22 protein-coding genes are annotated in these 23,276 nt (G+C 57.8%); 19 read left to right on the top strand and 3 right to left on the bottom strand.

The features are described 5' to 3' along the window. The first annotated feature begins 18 nt into the window (after positions 1-18). The 6 genes from sucC to ACNAOV_RS04035 all read left to right on the top strand — a co-directional run bounded on the left by sucC (position 19) and on the right by ACNAOV_RS04035 (position 7,165). Positions 19-1,233: an ADP-forming succinate--CoA ligase subunit beta gene (gene sucC, locus ACNAOV_RS04060; protein ID WP_416518058.1), complete on the top strand. Its 1,215-nt coding sequence runs from the start codon at positions 19-21 to the stop codon at positions 1,231-1,233. Further along, the gene (gene sucD / locus ACNAOV_RS04055; protein ID WP_416518057.1) at positions 1,230-2,153 is read left to right on the top strand and encodes a succinate--CoA ligase subunit alpha; all 924 of its coding nucleotides are present in this window, start codon (positions 1,230-1,232) and stop codon (positions 2,151-2,153) included. The genes sucC and sucD overlap by 4 nt, the downstream gene beginning before the upstream one ends. Beyond that, positions 2,150-3,526, top strand: coding sequence for a DUF6350 family protein (locus tag ACNAOV_RS04050; protein ID WP_416518056.1), 1,377 nt, complete (start codon positions 2,150-2,152; stop codon positions 3,524-3,526). The genes sucD and ACNAOV_RS04050 overlap by 4 nt, the downstream gene beginning before the upstream one ends. Positions 3,527-3,578: 52 nt before the next feature. Then, a complete protein-coding gene (purH, locus tag ACNAOV_RS04045; protein WP_416518055.1) occupies positions 3,579-5,180 on the top strand; it encodes a bifunctional phosphoribosylaminoimidazolecarboxamide formyltransferase/IMP cyclohydrolase in 1,602 nt (533 codons plus the stop codon). Positions 5,181-5,311: 131 nt separating this feature from the next. Further along, a complete protein-coding gene (locus tag ACNAOV_RS04040; protein WP_416518054.1) occupies positions 5,312-6,685 on the top strand; it encodes an NAD-dependent succinate-semialdehyde dehydrogenase in 1,374 nt (457 codons plus the stop codon). A 132-nt stretch (positions 6,686-6,817) separates the two neighbouring features. Further along, entirely contained in the window at positions 6,818-7,165 is a 348-nt protein-coding gene (locus ACNAOV_RS04035) for a DUF3017 domain-containing protein (protein WP_416518053.1), read from the top strand. 29 nt (positions 7,166-7,194) lie between these two features. On the opposite strand, the gene ACNAOV_RS04030 is transcribed toward ACNAOV_RS04035, so the two are convergent. Next, positions 7,195-8,466, bottom strand: a complete 1,272-nt coding sequence (locus ACNAOV_RS04030) for an aquaporin (protein ID WP_416518052.1) — start codon at positions 8,464-8,466, stop codon at positions 7,195-7,197. A gap of 170 nt (positions 8,467-8,636) precedes the next feature. Here ACNAOV_RS04030 and ACNAOV_RS04025 point away from each other — a divergent pair, with 170 nt between their 5' ends. The 3 genes from ACNAOV_RS04025 (at position 8,637) to ACNAOV_RS04015 (ending at position 12,234) form a co-directional block, all read left to right on the top strand. Then, a complete protein-coding gene (locus tag ACNAOV_RS04025) occupies positions 8,637-9,410 on the top strand; it encodes a pseudouridine synthase (protein WP_416518051.1) in 774 nt (257 codons plus the stop codon). Next, complete coding sequence (gene der, locus ACNAOV_RS04020; RefSeq protein WP_416518050.1) at positions 9,407-11,515, top strand: bifunctional cytidylate kinase/GTPase Der; 2,109 nt, start codon at positions 9,407-9,409, stop codon at positions 11,513-11,515. The genes ACNAOV_RS04025 and der overlap by 4 nt, the downstream gene beginning before the upstream one ends. 239 nt (positions 11,516-11,754) lie before the next feature. Beyond that, on the top strand, positions 11,755-12,234 hold the full coding sequence (locus tag ACNAOV_RS04015) for a GNAT family N-acetyltransferase (protein WP_416518049.1): 480 nt from the start codon (positions 11,755-11,757) through the stop codon (positions 12,232-12,234). Between the two features lie 439 nt (positions 12,235-12,673). Here the strand turns inward: ACNAOV_RS04015 and ACNAOV_RS04010 are convergent, their stop codons facing one another. Together ACNAOV_RS04010 and ACNAOV_RS04005 are read right to left on the bottom strand one after the other, a co-directional pair. Further along, complete coding sequence (locus ACNAOV_RS04010) at positions 12,674-13,402, bottom strand: SdpI family protein (RefSeq protein ID WP_416518048.1); 729 nt, start codon at positions 13,400-13,402, stop codon at positions 12,674-12,676. A 10-nt stretch (positions 13,403-13,412) separates the two neighbouring features. Further along, on the bottom strand, positions 13,413-13,751 hold the full coding sequence (locus ACNAOV_RS04005) for a metalloregulator ArsR/SmtB family transcription factor (RefSeq protein ID WP_416518047.1): 339 nt from the start codon (positions 13,749-13,751) through the stop codon (positions 13,413-13,415). Between the two features lie 311 nt (positions 13,752-14,062). On the opposite strand from ACNAOV_RS04005, the gene ACNAOV_RS04000 reads away from it, so the two are divergent. From ACNAOV_RS04000 to ACNAOV_RS03955, 10 genes are all read left to right on the top strand, one after another. After that, positions 14,063-14,710, top strand: a complete 648-nt coding sequence (locus ACNAOV_RS04000) for an HAD family hydrolase (RefSeq protein ID WP_416518147.1) — start codon at positions 14,063-14,065, stop codon at positions 14,708-14,710. 120 nt (positions 14,711-14,830) lie between these two features. Continuing rightward, entirely contained in the window at positions 14,831-15,454 is a 624-nt protein-coding gene (locus ACNAOV_RS03995; RefSeq protein WP_416518046.1) for an endonuclease III domain-containing protein, read from the top strand. A 321-nt stretch (positions 15,455-15,775) separates the two neighbouring features. Continuing rightward, positions 15,776-16,816: a zinc-dependent alcohol dehydrogenase family protein gene (locus ACNAOV_RS03990; protein ID WP_416518045.1), complete on the top strand. Its 1,041-nt coding sequence runs from the start codon at positions 15,776-15,778 to the stop codon at positions 16,814-16,816. 381 nt (positions 16,817-17,197) lie between these two features. Continuing rightward, complete coding sequence (locus ACNAOV_RS03985) at positions 17,198-17,863, top strand: ABC transporter ATP-binding protein (protein ID WP_416518044.1); 666 nt, start codon at positions 17,198-17,200, stop codon at positions 17,861-17,863. Further along, the gene (locus tag ACNAOV_RS03980) at positions 17,860-19,284 is read left to right on the top strand and encodes a hypothetical protein (RefSeq protein ID WP_416518043.1); all 1,425 of its coding nucleotides are present in this window, start codon (positions 17,860-17,862) and stop codon (positions 19,282-19,284) included. Before ACNAOV_RS03985 ends, ACNAOV_RS03980 begins: the two co-directional genes overlap by 4 nt. A 320-nt stretch (positions 19,285-19,604) precedes the next feature. Continuing rightward, on the top strand, positions 19,605-20,138 hold the full coding sequence (locus ACNAOV_RS03975) for a ClbS/DfsB family four-helix bundle protein (RefSeq protein WP_416518042.1): 534 nt from the start codon (positions 19,605-19,607) through the stop codon (positions 20,136-20,138). Positions 20,139-20,338: 200 nt separating this feature from the next. Further along, positions 20,339-20,935, top strand: coding sequence for an RNA polymerase sigma factor (locus ACNAOV_RS03970; protein ID WP_416518041.1), 597 nt, complete (start codon positions 20,339-20,341; stop codon positions 20,933-20,935). A 14-nt stretch (positions 20,936-20,949) separates the two neighbouring features. Then, positions 20,950-21,795: a hypothetical protein gene (locus tag ACNAOV_RS03965; RefSeq protein ID WP_416518040.1), complete on the top strand. Its 846-nt coding sequence runs from the start codon at positions 20,950-20,952 to the stop codon at positions 21,793-21,795. Between the two features lie 240 nt (positions 21,796-22,035). After that, positions 22,036-22,521, top strand: coding sequence for a hypothetical protein (locus tag ACNAOV_RS03960; protein ID WP_416518039.1), 486 nt, complete (start codon positions 22,036-22,038; stop codon positions 22,519-22,521). Continuing rightward, positions 22,518-23,276 carry a murein hydrolase transporter LrgB gene (locus tag ACNAOV_RS03955; protein WP_416518038.1) on the top strand — a complete coding sequence of 253 codons (759 nt, stop codon included), beginning with the start codon at positions 22,518-22,520 and terminating at the stop codon, positions 23,274-23,276. The genes ACNAOV_RS03960 and ACNAOV_RS03955 overlap by 4 nt, the downstream gene beginning before the upstream one ends.

Below are 23,276 nucleotides of genomic sequence, written 5' to 3'. Positions count from 1 at the left end.
AATTGGGGGACTTCCATCATGGATTTGTACGAATATCAGGCCAGGCAACTGCTCGCTGAACATGGCATCTCCCAGCCCAGGGCCATCTATGCCTCAACGGCAGAAGAGGCCGGCCAGGCGGCCGATGTCATCGGCTACCCCTGCATGATCAAGGGTCAGGCCACCATCGGTCATAGGGGGCAGGCGGGAGCCGTCAAGCGGGCCGAGAATCACGAGCAGGCTGTGGCCTTGGCCGAGGCTATCCTGCCCATGAACATCGACGGTCATCCGGTCAGCGGGATTCTGGTCACCGAAGCCCGCAACATCCTGCACGAGTACTACCTGTCCATCTCAGTGGACCGCACCTCCCGGGACTACGATGTCCTGGCCACGGCCAGCGGTGGCACCGAGGTTGAGACCATCGCCCGCGAGCATCCCGAATCGGTCCGGCGCCTGCATATCGGCCCACTGGAGGATTTCGACAGACAAGCCGCCCGCACCATGGCCGAGCGCATCGGCTTCTACCATGCCGATCTGGAGCAGGCTGCGCAGATTCTTCTGGGCATGTGGCACACCTTCCAGGACAGCGATGCAACCCTGGTCGAAATCAACCCCCTGGCCAAGGTGGGCGACCCGGACGACGAGGCCACCAAGCACCTGGACGCCCTCGATGCCAAGATCTCCCTGGACGGGAACGCAGCCTTCCGGCACGACGGCTGGAAGCGCTTCACGGACCCGGCTCAGGTTGACCCACTGGAAGCCAAGGCCAAGGCCGCAGGCCTGCACTACGTCCATCTGGACGGTCAGGTGGGCGTCATCGGCAATGGCGCGGGACTGGTCATGAGCTCCTTGGATGCGGTGGCCGGGTCAGGACAGCGCCAGGGCGTCCATATAGGACCGGCCAACTTCCTTGACATCGGCGGTGGCGCCTCGCCCGAGGTCATGCGCACCAGCCTGGACGTGGTCCTCTCCGACCCCAAGGTCCGTTCGGTCATGGTCAATGTCTATGGGGGCATCACCTCCTGCCAGCAGGTGGCACAGGGCATCCTGGCAGCCGTGAATGCTACGGGCGAGCAAGACCAGAACGACGACCGGCCCATCGTGGTCCGCTTCGACGGCAATGAGGCTGCCGAGGGACTGGACCTGCTGGCCAAGGCCCAACAGCCTCGGCTCAAGGTGGCCCGCACCATGGAGGAGGCGGCGGACCAGGCCGTGGCCCTGGCCGCTCAGGTAGGAAAGGAGACGGGACGATGACCCTCTTCGTTGAAGACGGCGCCCCCGTCATTGTCCAGGGCATGACCGGTCACCAGGGCATGGTCCACACGGCCCGCATGATGGCGGCAGGCACCAACATCGTGGCTGGAGTCAACGCCCGCAAGGCCGGAATGACGGTCGACTTCGACGGTCCGGACGGCCAGACCCGTCATGTGCCCGTATACGCCGACTGCGCAACCGCCCGCCAGGCGACCGGAGCCCGCACCTCTGTGGTCTTTGTCCCGCCCAGGTTCGCTAAGGATGCCATGGTCGAGGCCATAGAAGCCGGCATCACCCTGATCGTGGTCATCACAGAGGGTATTCCCGTGGCCGATACCGCATACTGCGTGGCCCTGGCCAAGGAACACGGCTGCCGCATCGTCGGCCCCAACTGCCCGGGACTGATGACCATGTCCGACCGGCCCAACGGCGTTGGCGTGGACCTGGGCATCATCCCGCAGGGCATCGCCGGTCGAGGCCCGCTCGGCCTGGTCTCCAAGTCCGGCACCCTGACCTATCAGCTCATGGGGGAGTTGTCCTCCATCGGCTTCACCGCCTGCCTGGGCATCGGCGGCGACCCCATCGTCGGCACCACCATGCTGGAGGCCCTGCAGGCTTTCAACCGCGATCCTGAGACCAAGGCCTGCGTCATGATCGGCGAAATCGGCGGCTCTGCCGAACAGGAGGCCGCCCACTGGGCCTCCACCCACATGACTAAGCCCATCGTGGCCTATATCGCCGGCTTCACCGCCCCGGAGGGCAAGCAGATGGGCCACGCCGGGGCCATCATCTCGGGCGGCAAGGGCACGGCCGCCGACAAGAAGGAAGTGCTAGAGTCCGTCGGCATCAAGGTGGGCACCACACCCGGCGAGACCGCCCGGCTGACCCGCAACCTGCTGCGGGAGCATGCCATCATATGACCGACAGGGTGAAAGCATGGCTCAGAGGGGCCCTAGAGGCCTTCCTAGCCATGCTTATCTACACCGTCGCCCTCGGTGCCTGCATGGCCCTGCTCCTGCTCATCATTTCCATTGAGGAGGGCGGGCCTTCCCTGTCCATGGCCACTGTGGCCCTGACGGAAACCATCACCCTGCTCACCCAGGGCTGCGGGTTCACGGCCGGGGCCCTGACCCTGACCATCATCCCCCTGCTGCTGACAGGTCTGCTGATATGGGTGATCCGCACTCTGGTAGGCCGCATGGGCATGTCAGTCGGCGGCTGCATCGCGGGCCTGGTCGTCTGGGTGCTGTGCAACATCATCCTCATGCAGGGTAGCCAGATTATCCAGGTCGATACCACCCCGGTCATTCTTCTGCGGACCAGCCTGGTCTTTCTGTTGGGCTACGGCTGGGCCTGGATTCGTTCTGAACCTTTCCGCCAGGCTTTTGCCAAACGAATCAAAGAGGCCGTGCCTGTTCAGGTCCGCAGGACCGTTCGGCTCGGTCTCACGGCGGGCATGATCCTCCTGGCTGCCATGCTCGCCGCCGGCCTGATTGCCCTTATTGTCTGGATTGCCCTCTATCACACAGACGTGGGCCGCCTGTTCAAACTGACACGTATGGGCACCGCCTCGGCCGTGGCAACCAGCCTGGCGTCCCTGGCCTGGTTGCCCAACCTGATCATATGGGCCGCCTCATGGCTCTTCGGGAACGGTTTCAACATCGGCAGTCTGGCGACCTTCACCCTCTGGTCGGGCCACGCGTCCAGTCTGCCCTCGCTGCCCCTCTTTGGGCTTTTCCCGGAGCCGGTTTCCCGGCAGGAGGTTCGTCTGCTCCTGCTCAACCTTCCGCTGCTGGCCGGCGTGGTTGCCGGCATTCTCTTGCTGACCGGGCCCTGGGGGGTCAGAATTCACGCTGCCGTGCGCCAGGCAGGGCTGAAATCCCGAGATACGGCAGTTTGCTTCCTGATGGCAACCCTGTCCATGGCCCTGACCTGGCTGGTCACTCTGCTCGGCCTTGCCCTGCTTTTCCAGATTTCCAACGGGGCCCTGGGCCGTCAGCGACTGACAGGAGTGGGCGTGCCCATAGCCTCCTCCCTGCGAATGATCGGGACCTCCCTGGGCGTCGGCCTGCTGGGAGTGTGGCTGCTGGCCCTCGTCATCGCCGCTCTGATCGTCATCAAGGACGCCCTGGTCAACTATCTGCGCCAGGCAGGTGACACAAAGACTTCCGCCCAGGCGGAAAACAAGAAAAAACACAACCAATCACGCGGTCAGGAGGGAAAGGAGCCCAAGGCAACCGACCGAGCAGACACACCACGACAGGTCTCGTCCACCCGCAGACCGGGAAAGTAGGTCCGAAGGTGGCGGGGCGCCTCGGCATTCAAGCATAGGAGTAGGAGTTTCCATGGTCACCACGAATCGAACCATCAACCGAGCGCTGGTCTCGGTCTACCATAAGCAGGGACTTGAGACCCTGGCATCGGCCTTCCGCCAGGCAGGCACCGAGGTCGTCTCCACCGGCAGCACCGCAAAGAAGCTGCAGGATCTGGGCGTCCAGGTCACCCCGGTGGAGAAGGTCACCGGCTTTCCAGAGAGTCTGGACGGCCGGGTCAAAACCCTGGATCCACACATCCACGCCGGACTGCTGGCCGACATGACCAACCCCGACCATGTCCAGCAGCTCAAGGAGCTGGGCATTGCCCCCTTCGACCTGGTCGTGGTAAACCTCTACCCCTTCGAGCAGACTGTCCTTGAGGGCGCCGACGCGGACCAGTGCCTGGAGCGCATCGACATCGGCGGACCTGCCATGATCCGGGCCGCCGCCAAGAACCATGCCAGCGTCGCAGTAATCACCGACCCGGATGACTATGCCCTGGCCGCCGATCGCATCGCCTCCGGCATCGGGTTCAGCCTGGCCGAGCGCGGACGTCTGGCTGCAAAAGCCTTCGCCTTGACCGCCTCCTATGACACGGCCATCGCCGAGTGGACAGCGCGTACATGGGTCGACGACAAGCAGGACAAGGCCGAGGAGCAGAAACCACCCCAGGCGTTGACTCGCACCTGGCGTCTGGCCAACCAACTGCGCTATGGGGAGAACCCCCACCAGAAGGCCACCCTCTACCTGGACCCGCTGGACCGGGACGGCTTTGCCGCAGCAGAGCACCTGGGCGGCGCCAAGGAAATGAGCTACAACAACTATGTGGACGCGGATGCCGCCTGGCGCTCGGTTTGGGACTTCCCCGACCTGCCCGCAGTGGCCGTGGTCAAGCACTCCAACCCCTGCGGTCTGGCCGTGGGGGAGGACATCGCCCAGGCCCACCGCCGTGCCCACGCCTGCGATCCCATGAGCGCCTATGGCGGGGTCATCGCTGCCAACCGCACGGTCACCCTGACCATGGCCCAGCAGATCAAGCCGGTCTTCACCGAGGTGATTGTGGCTCCAGGCTACGAGCCCGAGGCTCTGGACCTGCTGCGGACCAAGAAGAACCTGCGCATCCTGTCTGTGGAACGCCGCCCGCGTCAGCGCCCGATCATCCGTCAAATCGACGGGGGAGCCCTGGTGCAGACGCCCGACCTGATCGATGCCCCTGGAGACAATCCCTCCACCTGGCGTCTGGTCTCCGGCAGCCCCGCCGACCAGGCGACCATGGATGATCTGACCTTCGCCTGGCGGGCCATCCGCTCGGTCAAATCCAACGCTGTGCTCCTGGCCAACCAGGGAGCCACCGTGGGCATCGGCATGGGCCAGGTCAACAGGGTGGACTCCAGCCACCTGGCGGTCGAGCGTGCCAACACCCTGGACGAGGGTCGTAACCGCGCCAGGGGATCGGTGGCCGCATCCGACGCCTTCTTCCCCTTCGCAGACGGTCTGGAATATCTGATCCAAGCCGGGATCAGGGCCGTGGTGCAGCCTGGTGGATCCATCCGTGATCCTGAGGTGATCAAAGCCGCCCAGTATGCCGATCTGACCATGTATCTGACCGGGACTCGCCACTTCTTCCACTGATGAAACCGGATCCCGCGGCCGAATGTCGCCCTGCGACAAAATTCTTGACCGCGGGGTCCGATGCGGTGCTATGCTGAATGGACTGACCAGCGAAGATGCTGACTGGTTATCAATCATTCGAAGGAGAAATTGTGACCTATCAGACTGTCAATCCCTTTAACAACCAATTGATCAAGACCTATCCGGATGCCACCGACGAGGACCTGGAGAACGCCCTGGCCCGTGGCCATGACCTCTACAAGACCTGGCGTAAGCAAGAAGGCCCCGGAGACCGTCCCGCACAACTGCGCCAGGTTGCCAAGCTCTTCCGCCAGAACGAGGATGCCCTGGCTGCCAACCTGACCCTGGACATGGGCAAGCTGGTGGGCGAGGCCCGCGCCGAGGTGGAGCTGTGCGCGGACATCGCCGACTACTTCGCCGACCACGCCGAGGAGCTGCTGGCTCCCGTTCCCCTGGACAACCCCGCAGGCAAGGCCTACTACATCAAGCAGGCCACCGGCATCGTGTTCATGGTTGAGCCCTGGAACTTCCCCTACTACCAGATCATGCGTGTGTTCGCCCCCAACTTCATTCTGGGCAACCCCATGATCCTCAAGCACGCCTCCAACGTGCCAGGCTCGGCTGTGGCCTTCGAGGAGACGGTGACCGAGGCAGGAGCCCCCGAGGGGAGCCTGACCAACCTCTTTGTCAACTATGACCAGGTGGACCGTGCCATCGCCGATCCCCGCGTCTCAGGCGTGGCCCTGACCGGGTCGGAGCGCGGAGGCGCCTCCGTGGCCAAGTCGGCTGGAGCCAACCTGAAGAAGTCCTCCATGGAGCTGGGCGGCAACGACGTCTTTATCGTCCTGGATGACGCTGACTGGGATCTGCTCAAGAAGGTGGCCCCAAGTGCCAGGCTGATGAACGCAGGTCAGGTCTGCACCTCCTCCAAGCGCTTCATCGTCACGGAGAGCCTCTACGACGATTTCGTCTCGCTCATCGTCGATGCCTTCTCGCACGCGGTTCTAGGCGATCCCAGCAACCCCGAAACCACGCTGGCCCCCATGTGCATGGTCTCCGCCCGCGACAATCTGGCCAAGCAGGTCGAAAAGGCTGTGGCCGGTGGAGCCAAGGTCGCCTATGGCAACAAGCCCTACGATTCGCCGGGGGCCTTCTTCACCCCGACGGTTCTGACGGACATCGACCGTGACAACCCCGTCTACAACGAGGAGATGTTCGGCCCCGTGGCTTCCATCTACAAGGTGGCCAACGAGGATGAGGCCATTGAACTGGCCAATGACTCCAGCTATGGCCTGGGTGGTGTGGTATTCTCCTCGGATACCGACCATGCGGATGCCCTGGCCCGTCGTATCGAGACCGGCATGACCTTCATCAACGGCAGTTGGGTGACCATGCCTGAGCTGCCCTTCGGCGGCATCAAGAACTCCGGCTACGGCCGCGAGCTCTACAGCCTGGGCTTCGACACCTTCGCCAATGAGCATCTGATCTTCCAGCACAAGAACTGATACGACTGCTCTCACTCCTTGTTGAAACGGCGACCGTGCCATCATCGTCCGAGGGCGATGGCGGCACGGTCGCTTTGCGTCAGCAGCGCTGGTAGGCTCGAACTGGCAGAGCAAGTGCAGAGGCAGGAGAGCATGGCAGACGCAAATAAGACCGAGAACTTGGACCTCAAGCCCCCACAGCCGCCCAAGACATCTGGTCGAGGCCATCCCTTCGTCTCGGAGGCTCAGGAGGGCCGTCCTATCTGTGAGGGCATCATCTTTCTGGTGGTCCTTGTCGCCGCGCTCGTGGCCTTCTGCGGATACACCTGGGCCGCGACTGGACTGGTGTCCATCGCGGCCCTGGTTTGCGGCGCCCTGCGCCTGATTCTCAAGAATCGCAGCCCCTGGAAGGTGCGGTCAGTAACCTTCGACGCTTTTATCTGCATCGCCCTGGGTATCGGCCTTCTGATCACCTACTTCAGCATTCAGCTGTTGCTGTGACCACCTCCGGGCTTTCGATCCTTAGTGGTTCAGTCTTCAGTTGGCTTGTCTTTGGGTTCAACGTCACTGTCTTCTTTTTCAGATGCAGTGTGAAGGGGCTCGGCCTGCAGATCGGGAATGGTTCCCGCATCGACATGTGCAACAGCATGCTGGTTAGCATCAGCATTCTTACTTGCATCGGCATCTTGGCCAGCATCGACGTCGGAAAGAGCTGACACATCGACAGTCTGAGCTGAGGTGTCTGCAGGAGTGACGGTGTCGGCAGCATCAGCGGCGGGGCTTTCAACTGGAGCAGGAGAGGCCTGGGCCGATTGATCCTGAGTCTTAGCACCTGCAGGAGCAAAGGCATCAGCCTGAGCATCTGCACCCGTCTGAGCCTGAACGCCGGTCGCAGCAAAGGCATCAACTTGTGCCTGTGCTTCCGGCTGGGCATCAGTAGCGGCACCCATGGCACGCATGGCCATGTTGTCAGTGACGATGCTGGTCATGATGATGACCAAGGCCACAAGAGAAGCAGCCAGCAGCGGGCAGATCCAGAAGAGCCAGAGCTGGGAGATTGGGCTGACAGCCATGTGCTTGGACTGGGCGAAGATGGCGATGCCAGTGGAGCGAGCTGGGTTCAGTCCCGAGCAGGTGATGGGGTAGGTGACCAGCACGCCGACGCCATAGGCCAGCCCAGTGTAGAGAGCATGATTGCGACGGGCGCGGCCGTCGGAGCGCAGGGTGGTGATGGCCGTAGCCACCACGATTATGCAGCCGATCAGCTCAACTACGATGGCCATGGGCGCCCCGAAGGTGATGTGCCGCAGAGCCAGAGAGTCTGCAGTAGGTGAGCCGCCGGAAAAACCGTTGACCGAGAGTATGAGCCACTTCGCTGCCGGCACAGACTTGCTAACCGGAACAAGGGCGACCGCGATCGCACCGGCACCAATAGCGCCGATTACCTGGGCGACGATGTAGATCAGACCATCCACCATGCTGATCTGCGAGGTGAACATGGCTGCCACGGTCACGGCGGGGTTGAAGTGCCCGCCGGAGACGCCGCCCAGCATGGCCGTAACGACCAGGTAGGTCAGGGCGGTTCCCAGGACCGGCAGCACCACGCTGGCCTGGCCCATGGTCATCTGGCCAAAGATGTAGGACAGGTAGATGGCCGCGCAGATCAGAAAGGTGCCCGCCAACTCTGCTGCCGCACGAATCCAACGAACATCACGGGGCCTGATCCGCCTGCGGACGGGCTTTGCGGCAACCTGCTCGTCGGCCTGTTCGAGGACCGGCTCAGCACTTGCTTCCATAGTCATGTTCCCCACCTTGCAATCCCTTCGACAACAATGAACAATAACAGTTTCCAGCTTAGAGCAAGCCAACAACACTTCCCTAGGCTCCGATATAGTATGATATGACCTTTCGGCGGCTGCAGTCGTCCAGAACGGTATCCGTTACATATCTATCAGGCCACGTTGGGAGAACGATGCCACATCCATACACACAGGCGATCAGAGCGCGCGAACAGGGGGAGGAGGGCATCCGCCTCCAGAAGGTGCTGGCCCAGGCCGGATTCGGCTCTCGTCGCAAATGCGAACAGATCATCACCCAGGGCAGGGTCGAGGTCGACGGCGAGTTGGTCACCACGCTCGGCAGCCGGGTGGACCCCTCCCGCCAGCAGATCCGGGTGGATGGATCCCGCATCCATCTGAACGACAAGCATGTCACACTGGCCCTGAACAAGCCCCGTAATGTCCTTTCGACCATGGACGACCCCAAGGGCCGGTTCACCCTGCGCGACATCATCGGGGACCGCTACGAGCGGGTCTTCCACATGGGCAGGCTGGACTATGACTCCGAAGGCCTGATCCTCATGACCGACGACGGGGAGCTGGCCCAGCACGTCATGCACCCGCGCTACGAGGTGGAGAAGACCTATATAGCCACGCTCAGCGGCCACATTGGCGGCAACGTCTGCCGACGGCTGGTCACCCAGGGAGTCGAGTTGGATGACGGCCTGATTCGCTTGGACCATTGCGCCATCATCGATCACAACCGCGAGCACACCATCGTCAAGGTTGTCCTGCATTCGGGCAAGAACCGGATAGTCCGACGCATCTTCGGCGCCATCGGCTACCCGGTGACCCGTCTGGTGCGCACCCAGATCGGACCCATCCGACTGGGCGAGATTCGTCCGGGCTCCTACCGGGTGCTCTCCGCCGCCGAAATCAAGGCTCTTGATAAGGAGGTCGGACTGTGATCACCGTCGCCATCGATGGTCCTGCGGGAGTGGGCAAGTCCTCCACCTCGCGTGCCCTGGCCAAGCATTTCGGCCTGGCCTATCTGGACACTGGAGCCATGTACCGGGCGGTCACCCTCTGGTGCATGGATCGCGGGCTGGACCTGGACGCAGACCAGCCCGACCAGGAGGCGATCACCGAGGCCGTGGCTGATTCCATCACCGGTGGCCACCTGGTCATGGGGCTTGACCCCGAACATCCCAGAGTCAGCCTGGATGACCGGGACGTGGATGAAGAGATACGTTCCACCAGGGTCTCCGAACACGTCTCAGTGGTCTCTTCGATTCCGGCCGTGCGCCGGGTTCTCATCGCCGCCCAGCGGGCCATCATGGCCGACCAGGAGCGTGGCGTTGTGGCCGAAGGACGGGACATCACCACCGTGGTGGCCCCGGATGCCCAGGTCCGTGTGCTGCTGACAGCCCGTGAGGAGGTCCGTCAGGCCCGCCGCAGCGGCCAGGCCCAGTCCGGGTCAGCCGGCGCCGAGAATCTGGCAGCACGGGATGCCCGGGATTCCAAGGTCACCTCCTTCATGAGCGCTGCCGACGGGGTCACCACCGTGGACAACTCCGATCTGACCTTCGAACAGACCCTGCAGGTCCTGATCGATCTGGTCTCCTCGGCCATGGAGGAGGACTCCTACGACCAGTACGCTCGGAACCTGGACGACTATGAGCTGGACGAGGAGGACCGCGCCCTGCTGGAGGGCGGCCCCGAAAACCAGGATGACCAGGACCAGGGCCCCAAGGCCGTAGGCGTGCTGGCCGTGGTGGGCAGGCCCAACGTGGGCAAGTCCACCCTGGTCAACAGGATTCTCGGCCGCCGTGCCGCCGTGGTCGAGGACACCCCTGGCGTGACCCGGGACCGCGTCAGCTATGAGGCCGAGTGGGCTGGCACCCAATTCAAGCTGGTGGACACCGGCGGTTGGGAGAGCGACGTGGAGGGCATCGAATCCGCCATCGCTTCCCAGGCGCAGGTAGCCGTATCCCTGGCTGATGCCGTCATTCTGGTCGTGGATGGCCAGGTTGGGCTGACCGCCAGCGACGAGCGGATCGTCACCATGCTGCGGGCCGTCGGCAAGCCAGTCGTCCTGGCTGTCAACAAGCTGGATGACCGGATGGCCGACTACACCGCCTCGGAATTCTGGAAGCTGGGCCTGGGCGAACCCTATGCCATCTCCGCCATGCACGGTCGGGGAATAGGTGACCTGCTGGATGCCGCGCTGGAACAGCTCAGCAAGGCCGAGAAGACCTCGGGATTCCTCACCCCGGAGGGGCTGCGCCGGGTGGCTTTGGTCGGCCGGCCCAACGTGGGCAAATCCTCCCTGCTCAACCAGCTGGCCCACGAGGAACGGGCCGTGGTCCACGATGTGGCCGGCACCACCAGAGACCCGGTTGACGAGGTTGTTCAGGTGGACGGCGAGGACTGGCTCTTCATCGACACCGCCGGCATCAAGCGTCGCCTACACAAGATCTCGGGTGCCGAGTACTACTCAAGCCTGCGCACCCAGGCGGCTATTGAACGCTCGGAACTGGCGCTGATCCTCTTCGACGCCTCCCAGCCCATCGCCGACCAGGACCTGAAGGTCATGAGCCAGGCCGTAGATGCGGGCAGGGCCATCGTCCTGGTCTTCAACAAGTGGGATCTGCTGGACGACTTCGGCCGGCAACGTCTTGAGCGGCTCTGGCAGACCGAGTTCGACCGGGTCACCTGGGCCGAGCGGGTCAACCTGTCTGCCAAGACCGGCTGGCACACCAACCGGCTGGCCAGGGCCATGCGGACCGCTCTGGAATCGTGGGACAAGCGCATACCGACCGGCAAGCTCAACTCCTTCCTGGGCAAGGTTCAGGCCGCGCACCCGCATCCGCTGCGGGGCGGCAAACAGCCGAGGATTCTCTTCGCCACCCAGGCCTCAACCAGGCCGCCGCGTTTCGTTATCTTCGCCACCGGCTTCCTGGAGCACGGTTACCGCCGCTATCTGGAACGCTGCCTGCGCGAGGAGTTCGGATTCGAGGGCACTCCCATTCAGATCTCCGTGCATATCCGTGAAAAGAAGAAGCACAAGTGAAGCAGGTCCCTGGCCCGGTTCTATAGTCGGCCCAGGGACCTTTCCATAACCCTGCAGCTCGGGCGCAACATCGCGACCATCTCACTCCAGCCACAGCGCAATTCGTAATTGGCTGACGGGATCCGTGTCAATCTCGCGGTTTAGATTTTATTGATCCACTTTTGGAACACTTGAACGAGGTCTTTGTACCATTACTAACCGTAATAATCCTGAATCTGAAGATTGAGTAAGGATCAAATATGAAATTTAAGAAAATAGCACACTTAACTCAGGCAAATGCAGACAAGATCGCCAGAAAATGGCATTACAGCGATACTTATAGTTTTTATGATATGGAAAATGATCCAGAGGATTTTGAAGAGATAATCACTCCGAAGTTACGGGGAAATAAGTATTATCAGATTTTGGATGATAAAGATGAACTGGTTGGTTATTTTTGCTTGGAAAGGCTGTCAGAGCAAAAAGTGGAAGTCGGATTGGGATTGAGACCGGATTTAACCGGACGAGGGCTGGGATTGAATTTCGTTACAGAGATCGAAGCATTTATACAGAATAATTTTAATTACAGAATAATAGTTTTATCAGTAGCTAGCTTCAATAAACGTGCAATTAAAGTTTATCAAAGAGCAGGATTTAAAATAGATGGTTCTAAACTGCAGAAATCAAACGATGGCCTATATGAATTCATTAATTTAAGTAAAACTGTGAATCGTTGCTAAGAAAGCAAGAATTTCCCTGAGATCTAAACTGGCTAGATAGCTGTGCAGATTCAAGAGTGTAAATGCGCGGGTGATTGCTGGGCGTGTAGCCAGTCATTCTTGGGTTAAGTCAGACGAGAAAGATACCGGGGATGGTCTTACTTCCTCAATATCCCCGACAGAAGCGCGCTGACTTTAATCCTTGTTTTCGGCAAGCTGGTTTCCATGAAATACAGGCTGTGCGCCATAGCCGCTAATAGGGCCTTCAGCGTGAAAGCTGATGACTGGTCGGACTGTCGAATTTGACTCGTGTACTGACGCTGCCGATAAAGCACCATGCTGCCGGATACTTGATTTAATCTAAATCAGCTTTGAGTCCTTCAACGAATCCAGGAAGTTCTTACTTGTATCCTGATCTGTCATTTACAGCCTCTTTTAGCTCACGCATTGCATACAGGAACTAACGGTGGTAGATAGGTCCTCCCTGCCCGGCATGCTTTCTGCCAGCGTATGAACCATAGGCAAAAATGAGTACAAGGACGATTGCCAGAGCGGTTCCGCAGGTCCAGTAGAGTCTGACTCCGTTATAAGCCAGGGCAGACAGGATTATGACCACGCCCAGAATCATGAAGAGCACACCGCCAAACTGCTGACAACGACGCCAAGCCTCACGGCTGGAGTAGGCACCTGGCACTCGAAAACCGCTGATGCCGTTGGGTCTGATTTTAGGAGCAAGATTGCCGATGACTATTAGAATCAGACCGGTCAATAGCATGGCGACTTTATCGATGCCGAAATCCGTCGGCCACCAGTCCCAATGAGAATCGGCAGCGGCTATGGAGAACGTATCTATAACAGCGAAAACAATCTGCATGCCTAGCCCACCCAGCAGAAAAACGGTTAAGGTATGTCCCGCTTCATCACCACGTTTAATCAAATATGCGCGCAGGACAAGCATCATGATGGTCCAAATCAGCGCAATGACAAGACAGAAGCAGGGCATCCAAACCAGCTCCTGGGGAGAGCCCCAGCGATCCACCTGGTTCTGTGCGTTCCAATGAAGCGGGACCTTTTCGTTTGGCAGACGATTGACCACTAAGCAGCTTACACCCAGCATGATCATCCCCGGCAACCACTGAGCCACGACCAGGGTCGGGACGAACCGACCCGCTTTGCCGCCATCAGCCATGAGAGTCTCCTTAGGACTCAGAAACCGCCGTCGCACCAGTTTCCTTATTCACAGTCTGCGGCTCGGGCAGACTTCTCTTGTCACTGGCGCTTGTCCGCAGACGGTAGAGCCATTGAATGGTGCTATCCAGCACGCTCAGATTGAGTTCATAGATGACCCTGGTGCCCTGCTTGTGGCCGACAATCAGGTCTGCTTCTTTCAACTTCCGCAGATGATAGGACAGCTTGGATGGCGTCATTCCCAGCTTTTCGGCCAGACGTCCGGCCTCCATGCCGCCCTGCTCCAAGAGATCCAGCACACGACGACGCAGTGGATCAGCCAAGGCCGCTGTTGTTTCCTGAATAGCCATAAGTCTCCTTTTTCGGTGATTTTCTCTAGTATTTGCATGCTAACATTGTTTCAATCAATATTGTATATTTTCTTCGACTTTTATGCGCTTTTCACTCACTGAGCGCAAAATAATTGACAATCGCCGGGATTGATGCTTTGCGCGACAACATTAAACTGTTGAACATACCTACTTTTCTGAAGCCAAGGCTGGTTGAGATGAACATTGGCTCAAACCCGGTGAGCCGGACCTGATCCGAGGTCATGCTACTATGAATAACTTCGACAGATGGGAGAACTTGCGGCGTGGGCGAAAATAGAATAAAAGTCAATATTGGCAAGGCCGCCATCTTCGATCTCGACGGCACACTTCTGGATTCCATGGGAGTTTGGAAGCAAATCGACCAACGGTTCTTCGCTCGTCGCAACATCCCCATGCCGGACGATTACGCATCTGCAGTGGCCTCCATGCAGACCGGTGCCATCGCCAGATACACCATCGACCGCTTCCACCTTGACGAGCGCCCAGAAGATCTTGTGGAGGAGTGGAACGAGGATGTACTTCTGCTCTACGCCACAGCTGTACAACCCAAGCCACATGCACTTGATTACCTGCAGGCGCTAAAAGCCAGCGGTGCCGCCCTGGCGGTGGCAACCAGCCTCCCTCCGCGCCTGCGACAGGCTGCTCTGAAGCACGCTGGGATGACCGATTGTTTCGACCAGGTCTGCAGCGTGGATGACGCCGAAAGCATCGGCAAGGAGGAACCGGAAATCTACCTGCTGGCTTCACGGATGTTGGGCGTTGCGCCCGACCACTGCACAGTGTTCGAGGATCTTCTGGTCGCCGTCGATTCCGCAAAGCGGGCTGGGATGAAGGTCTGGGCCATGTACGACCAGTCTTCGGCCAAGGACTGGGATGCCATCCGTTCCAAGGCCGATGGCGCTATGACAGACTTCACCCAGGCGCCTGCCATCCTCTGACTCGCTCCGCACCGGCTGGAGCCAACTGTTACCATGAAAAGCGTCAAATAATTCGGTGGAGGCGTTATGGGCAATTCAGGCAAAGTAAATGCTGATTGCTCAAAGTGGCTGTATTCACGTTTGCTCGCTCGTCTGGGATTGCAGAATTGGTGGCCGGCAGAGACCGACTTCGAGATGATGATCGGAGCGGTGCTGGTCCAACATACAGCCTGGGGAAACGCGGCCATGTCCATCGAGCAGCTGCGCACGGCCGATCTGCTCAACCCCTGCAACATGGCCGACGTTGACCTGACAAGGCTGACGAACTTGATCAGATCAAGCGGCTTCATGAAGGCCAAGGCACGCACCTGCAAGGCCCTGGCTCAGTGGCTGCTGGCTCATGGCATCCGCACGGCCGATGTGGAGGACTGCGCGGATGAAGGCCTGCGTGACGACCTGCTCACTATTGCCGGAGTCGGACGCGAGACAGCGGATGTCATACGGCTCTATGCCTTCGGCCAGCCTTGCTTCATCTGGGACGCCTATGCACGCCGGATGCTGGACGGTCTGGGATGGGCCTCCTTGCGGTCATACCGGGAGGGCGAAGAGTACGAAGCGGATTTTATACGGGTTGATCAATGGCCACTGAACGATCTGCGTGAATATCACGGGCTGATCGTTCAAGCGGGCAAAAACCATCGCAACCCCCAGGCCTACGCTGCTTTCCTTAAGGAGCTTGGCGGTCATGAAAGCTCTACCAAATGAGTTGAACCGTAGCGGTTCGGCCTATGACATGCATGCAGGAATGTATGTGATCTGTCACAAGGCGTATGAAGATACCTCCATACGCCGCCTCTACATAGCAACCCTTATATGACCATCCCCTATGCAGCACCCCTCTAAAGCACCTATATATGGCTGCGTCTTGTGACCGTATTCCCGTGCGACAATCTTGTCCGTACCTCAGTGAATCGCGCACAATAAGGATTTGACTTGACTTCGAGCGGATTGAACTCCATAAACTATGTTTCATCCGCATACTTGGCAGACGAATACGCCAGGTAGTGAAGAATGGGGAGCAGGAGCATGAAGACAGCAAAGTTTGTGAAGCCAGGCCGCATCGAGCTGGAGGAAGCACCGATGCCGACCATCGAAAAGCCTAAAGATGCCGTGATTCGGGTCATTCGAGCCTGCGTGTGCGGATCCGACCTATGGTGGTACCGGGGGATTTCCTCAATGCCCTCAGGCAGTCACGTAGGGCACGAGGCCATCGGCCTGGTCGAAAAGGTGGGCTCGGATGTCACCCACATCAAACCGGGCGACTTCGTCATAGCGCCCTTCACTCATGGCTGTGGACACTGCGCGGTCTGCAGAGCCGGCTTCGACGGTGACTGCCTTGATCCGGACAAGCGGGGGAGCGGCGGCTATCAGAGCGAGTATCTGCGATTCACCAACGCGGACTGGGCCTTGGTGAAGATTCCAGGCCAACCTGAGGACTACAGCGACGACATGCTTGACTCTCTGCTGACCCTCTCCGACGTGATGGCCACCGGTTATCATGCAGCCGCTACAGCCCAGGTCAAAGAAGGCGATACGGTCGTGGTCATGGGCGATGGAGCGGTGGGTCTGTGCGGTGTCCTAGCAGCCAAGCTGCGTGGGGCCGAACGCATCATCGCCATGAGCCGGCATGAGGACCGCCAGAGGTTGGCGCGTGAATTCGGAGCCACTGACATCGCGGCTGAACGCGGCGACGCTGCTGTGGAGCAGGTCATGGCCCTCACCGACGGAGCAGGAGCCGATGCGGTTCTGGAATGCGTGGGCACCGAACTGTCCACCGATACCGCCGTCAGGGTGGCCCGGCCCGGCGCAGTGGTCGGCAGGGTGGGTGTGCCGCAGCAGGCTACCATGGACACCTCTAAGCTGTTCTGGCGCAATGTTGGGCTGCGAGGAGGCACGGCCGCAGTCACCACATATGACAGGCATCTGCTGCTTGATCAGGTGCTCAAGGGCAGCATCCAGCCAGGCAAGGTCTTTACCAAGCGCTTTGCCTTGGATCACATCCAGGAGGCCTATGAGGCCATGGACCAGCGCACCGCCATCAAATCCCTGCTGCTTTTTAGCGAATGAGCCTGCAGCAGTAATCAGCTGATTCTCGGCGCTGCTGACATTACCGGTGGCGCCGCGTAAGCGTGCCTGCCTGAACATGTCCGTTATTTCGAAAAAATCAGGGCCGATTCAGGGATAATTCAGGGTAAATCAGGGTATTTCATCCCTTCTTTCACTGATATCAATGGAATTGACTGATGACGACAAGGATGACCGTCATACAGGGTCAAGCGACGAACGAAGGCACATGACATCTGCGAGGCGAATCAGCATTACTGAGCGTAGATGCCTCGGTCTGGAAGGTCGTCGATGATCATCCAAGGGAAAGATGCAACTATGAATAACCCCAACCTAAGCGCGAGCAGAGGACCGACACCAACGATTGAAGCTACGGGGTTGTCCATGGTGGTCTCCCCGCGCCGCGGCGATTCGCTGACCATTCTCAATGACATCGCATTCACTGCCTATCCGGGGGAGATGACCGGTATCATCGGGCCGTCAGGCAGCGGGAAATCGACGCTGCTGTACTGCCTGGCTGGGTTGGAGAAGGCCACTAGCGGCACCGTGCTTCTGCTGGGCAAGGACATAACCCGTCTGGGGCTGTCGGCCATGACCAAGTTCAGACGCCAGCATCTAGGCTTCGTATTTCAGTCCTACAACCTGATCACCAGCATGACAGTCGAACAGAATCTGGCTCTGCCATTCACCCTTCGTGGATCCCGCTTTCCCAGAAAAACGGCGGATTCCCTCTTGAAGTACTTTGGCTTGATCGATCAGAAAAAGAAAAGCGTCACCCTGCTGTCAGGAGGCGAGCAGCAACGTGTTGCCCTGGCCCGGGTCCTGTTATCCGACGCAGACGTGGTATTCGCGGACGAGCCAACTGGCGCCCTGGATCAGGAATCCGGAGAAAAGGTCATATCGGTGCTGAAGGAACTTGCCAACCACGAAAAGAAAACCATCGTACTGGTGACGCATAACAATGAGGTGGCAGGTCAGTGCGATCGGCTGTTTGCCGTGCGCGATGGCCAAATCAGCCAATCATTCTCTGCGAAAGCGCCCATGGTATGAGAGGCGCTCTGTCCGAACTCAAAGCAGCGCCTACGGTCTGGAGCGCCGTCTTGCTGGCCATGGTCGTATCCCAGACTGTCATCTGCTCCCTCTTTGCGGTCGCCGCAATCATTGATCAGGACTATCAGGGCCCGGAGCAGGAACTTGGATCCTCATTCACTGGTCCCGCCTTAGCATTCAGCGTGATCATCACCGTAGCTGTGCTGCTATGGGTCATGAACTCAGCACTGAATCAACGACGGCATCAACTGGCGCTCATGGTTTTACAAGGCGCTCTGCCTTGGCAACTGCTGGCCTGGAATCTGCTGATAGTCATGGGATTATTCATCCTGTCTATTGCAGCCACCTGCCTTTTGCTGCCAGTGATTACGCCCTTGATCTTCGCCATGGTGACAAATCCATTAGATTTGCATTTGACCTATGCCGGCAGCCACCTGTTCGATTCGCCGGGCAAAGGCCTCGCTTTCAGCGCTGCGCCCATCTTCATAAGCACCTTGTTGACTATCCGTTCGCTCTCGAAAATACGACCAATGGAAGCCCTCAGGCAATCCCAGAATCCGCCAAAGCAGATAGGCGTCTTCCGCTTCCTCCTGGGAATCGTATGCTTGATTGGCGCTGGCTGCATGTTGCTGATTCCAGCTTTTGCACTTGCAACTAACCCTCGTGCCAGTCAGATGAGCAGCGATGCCGCTCCAGATCGGATGACGGTATTTCTCGCCTTCGCCATGGGTGGCATGTTCCTCCTGGTATTCTCTCTAGCGGCTTTCACGCCATACCTCCTGCCCAGATTCACTGCGATATGGACGCGTATTGTAGCGTTGCCATCCAGAACCTGGAGGCTGGCAGGCCAGCAGGCTGTCGGCAGCATACAGCGCCAGGGAGCGGCGATCATCCCGATGACTGCAGGTCTGTCATTGCTAATGACCGTCAGCGGAGGATTGAGCACGATGATCACCACCATCCAAGTCGCTTTGCCCCCCAAACCAGGCAGTACTGTTCCGGCGACCGCAGACATGTTTGCGAGTCTCTTGGCGCTCACTGGACCGCCACTGATCATCGCGATAACAGGTGCAATTGCAGGCACCTTGATCACTTCCAAAGGCAGAGGACTTGATCTGGCGCTGACCTACGTATCAGGTGCTGGAATCGGTCAGCTCAGAGTATTGGGCGCACTTGACGGCATCATCACTATGATTACCAGCACACTGTTCTCCCTGGTCATCACCTTGCTCTGCACCTCATCCCTTACCTTCATGTTCTCGCGCTTCATGGGCAAAGCACAGATGAGCGTGCAATGGGGCGCTTGGATCGTAGTGGTGCTCATTGCATCCGTGCTTGGTGCCGCAGCCACAGGAATCCAAGCTCTGACCACCAGATTCGAGAACTCTGTCAGTGTCATATCGCATGCCATAGGCGAGTAAAAAAAAAATCCTGCTGTATGCACCCGAATACATATTTGAGCCAAGCAAAGCCTGCCGACATCTGCCATTCCCTCATGCCTCTTGTTAAATAAATTAAGTCGGGTATATGCAGAGCTTGGCTTGATGAATTTAATTGTTAGGTAGGTGCAACTGTGAGCACTTGATGGTTTTCCGCCAATACAGGTAAACACTGAAGTATGCGACGATTTCCTACACACGAGCATTTGCAAGGCCCATATAGGGTACAGTCAATGACAAACCGTGACAGGTGACGATGAACCAGTCAAATCTTGTCAACAACAGACAAATGGAGGACCGTCATGGCGCGACCTACCACCAAGGAAGAACTCATCAAGGCGGCTGATGATGGCTTCGACAAAATCATGGCGCTGCTTGAGCCGCTAACACCTGAAGAATGCAATGGCCGCTTTTCCTTCGACCTGAGCAAGGAGAAGGGGGCCCATTGGGCACGCGACAGGAACATCAAGGATGTGCTCGTTCATCTCTATGAGTGGCATCAGCTGCTGTTGAACTGGGTGGAGGACAACCAGCAGGGCAGGACCCACGACTTTCTTCCTGACGGCTACAACTGGCGTAATTACGGCGAGATGAATGTGAAGCTACGGGACAAGCATGATGACACCACCTACGATCAGGCCTTGAACCTGTTCGTCGAATCCCATAAGAAGGTCATGGCCTTGGCGCAATCGTTCACCAACGAACAGCTGTTCACCAAGGGCGCCCTCCCATGGACCGGAAACTCTACCTTGGGCTCTGCCTTCATCTCTTCGACCTCCAGCCACTACGACTGGGCCCTGAAGAAGATACGGAAGTACTTGAAAGGGCGTAAATAAGCGCTAGGACACCTGAAAAGAATCAGCTTCATACAAAACAGTAATGGGTTGCCCTGCGACCAGATTCACAGTAGGGCGACCCCAGAAGCAGCATCTCAGCATATTCGTAATAGCACTGGAGCATAACCGCGATAACCGCTTGCATAGCCGTAAGCAAGACGATATCTGGGATCTAGACAAAACAGAGAAGGACATCATCAGTGAAACGATCTCGCATTGATCCAGATGCTGATGATATAAGGCTGATCAGGATGGTGGCTGACGGAAATGAATCGGCCTTTGAAGCGCTTTACAATAAGTATGCTCATACCGTCCAAGCCTTTATTTCCCTGCGAATATCCGACGATGAGGATGCCGGTGAAGTTTTTGCTGACACATGGCTGGGCTGCTGGCGTTCCTCAAAAACCTTCCGCGCAGACAGCAAGGTGCTTACCTGGATACTCAGCATTGCCCGACGGCAAATCTATATGAAACGTCGCAAACCGAAACCACCTGACCAAATGGATCAGGTGGAACTTGACTCGATAACCGATGACCAGTTGGAGCCTGTAGAACTGGTCAATAAGGATCTGACGATGGAAATAATACGGCAAAGGATTGATGCACTCCCAGCAGAAATGGCCTATACGGTAACCCTGGCTTGGCTCCACGAGTTACCCTACCCGGAAATTGCCTCCCTGCTCGACGTTCCGATTGGGACTGTGAAATCTCGCATTGCCCGGGCAAGGCAGATCCTGCGCCCGCAGTTGACCGACCTCGCTCCAGTCAAACCCCATAAACTGCAGAGCCAGAGATAATTGAAGGGGTGATTATGACAGACAAATATAAGAGCACAAGCCCAGGCAGCACAGGCCCAGTTATCGAAGAATACCAGCGTGAAGTTCAAGAGGCGCTTAGGGAAAAAGAGCAGAATGCCCAACCGGCAGTTCCGGCTTTTACTAGCGTAATGAAGGCCATCCACCAGAAGCCGTCGCTGGCAACGGATCAACCGATACCATTCATGCGTCGAGTGCGTTCCTGTGGCCCACTTGTTCTGGCACAATTCCGCCTCATACCGCGATATATCTTACTGGTGGAAATTGCGATAGCAGCATGCGCGGTTTTAATTAGCAACCTTATGCAAGGTGCACGGTATGGCAGTCTCGGTCTGCATATCTTTTCAAATATACTCATGCTCAACATGGCACTGACCATGATCCTGGTCTTTTCCATTAAGGATGATTGTGAATTAATGCTCAGTATGCCCCTGGGACCTCAAGTTGTAGTAGCTTCTAGGCTATTTCTGGCCTTTATCTCCAATATCTTCGTCGGGGCAGTAGCCTTATTGATTGTCACTGCAATCAACCCTGGAATAAGGCCCCTGCCGGTTATTGCCCAAACCATAGCTCCCATAACACTCCTGGCGAATATCGTGGCCCTCTTATGCATATGGCAATGCTCTTGGATTGCCCTACTCCTAGGGGTACTTGCACCACTATTGAGAACTTTGCAGAACTTTAGGTCATCATTTTTCCTACCGGCATGGGTCAATTCGGCACCCACTACAACCGCAGCCTGGGCAGGGACCATCCTACTGACAGTGGGACTCCTATCTGCTGTTATCCTTACAGCCCCTCTTGCCTGGCATACTCAACTCGCCGGCGGAGATAAAAATTAATGAACCTTTTCATCCTCTCTCGCTACTAACTAAGCAGACAGGACAAGCAGCGAGCAATGTCTGGCGGCAGCCGAGGGCCAAAACCAGACATGAGGAAGGCGGATGAGGTTGGCTTTCGTAGGTATACAGCTCAAGAGGCTTTATAGGCTTGTATTGCTGCCGTTCATACTGACCGCATGTATTCTTCTTGCGGGCCTCTTACTGGAAGGCAGTTGGTCACCGGGCCGCATACGACCAGTTATGATGGTTCTCACTCAGGTGCCAGTAATTGCTGCTGGCCTATGCGCAGCTTTTGTGCTCAATGGTGACCCAATCATTGAACTTGCTGAGTCAACTCCAACTGGATGGCGGAAGGTTCAAGTGACCAGGTTGCTGATCATTACCGGAGCAAATCTTACTGCCGCGAGCATTCTTTTCACCGGCTTGCATATGATGCGACTTTGGCCACGCGACCAGGGATGGGTGAGCATCATTACCCCTGTTGGCAGTATATTCATGGTCAACTGTCTGGTTTTCCTTATAGCCGTACTTACCATGTCTATGCCAACATCATCGCTGGCTTCCATAGCTATTTGGCTGTTTTTATGTTTTATATGGGATCCATACATAACCAATCCGGTCCGTCAACGACTCGTCCCAATGATTATTGCAGCAGCAGGAGCCACCTTCGGATGGAAAATCTGCAGTGATGCGGAGCGCAATGTCGTAAAGGTTGCAGCCTTATGAGAATACTGAGTCTTGTACGCATCACGCTACTGATGTTTTATCGGCGTAAAGCCTTATGGATAGCCAGCATGCCGCTGGCGCTCTTCGCCCTCTTTTTGGCCTATGCCTCTCCTATGTCACCTGGATTCAGCAACACAGATGGTCTTGTCTTTACCGGACAGGTTCTTGCTATGTTCACCCCGTTGGCATACGCAGCATCTTTTAGCGACCTTATGACTGCCGGCAGGCGAACAGGTATGGACGAACTTGAATTCACCTCCCCCTTTCCGATGGCCGTCATCCGCTCAGCTCATGTCTTGGGAGCCTGGGTTATCTGCATATCATCTTCCATGCTTTTCCTTCTATTGATCGCGGTCCACCAAGCCTTCCACGGCAACGGTAAGGAAATACTGGTGGCCCTGGCAGTAGCACTTGTCATACTCTCACCATCAATACTGATTGCTATGGGAATATCCGCCCTGCTTGGAGCCCTGTTGCCCACAATCGTAGCCCGAATTCTTGCAGTCCTGATATGGGCCTGGCTGGCTTTCTATACCCCCCTCTTACCACTCCCAACGCTCAATGGCGGCCCTCTGGCAGTCATTGGCGATCCCATTGCCCAGGGATGGTTCCATACCAATCCTATGTACATACCGGCGAACGGCCCCTTTACCGTCCAATCAGGAGTCATATCCCTGCTCTGGCAGGTGTGTATTATCTTCCTCCTTTTCACTGGTGCAAATATGGCCTCCAACCACATAAAAGTTCAGGTCTGA

This window comes from Bifidobacterium asteroides (assembly GCF_048001765.1).
Classification (GTDB): domain Bacteria; phylum Actinomycetota; class Actinomycetes; order Actinomycetales; family Bifidobacteriaceae; genus Bombiscardovia; species Bombiscardovia asteroides_K.
Note: the sequence above shows the minus strand (reverse complement) of the source record. Positions and strands in the feature narration are given on the sequence as shown.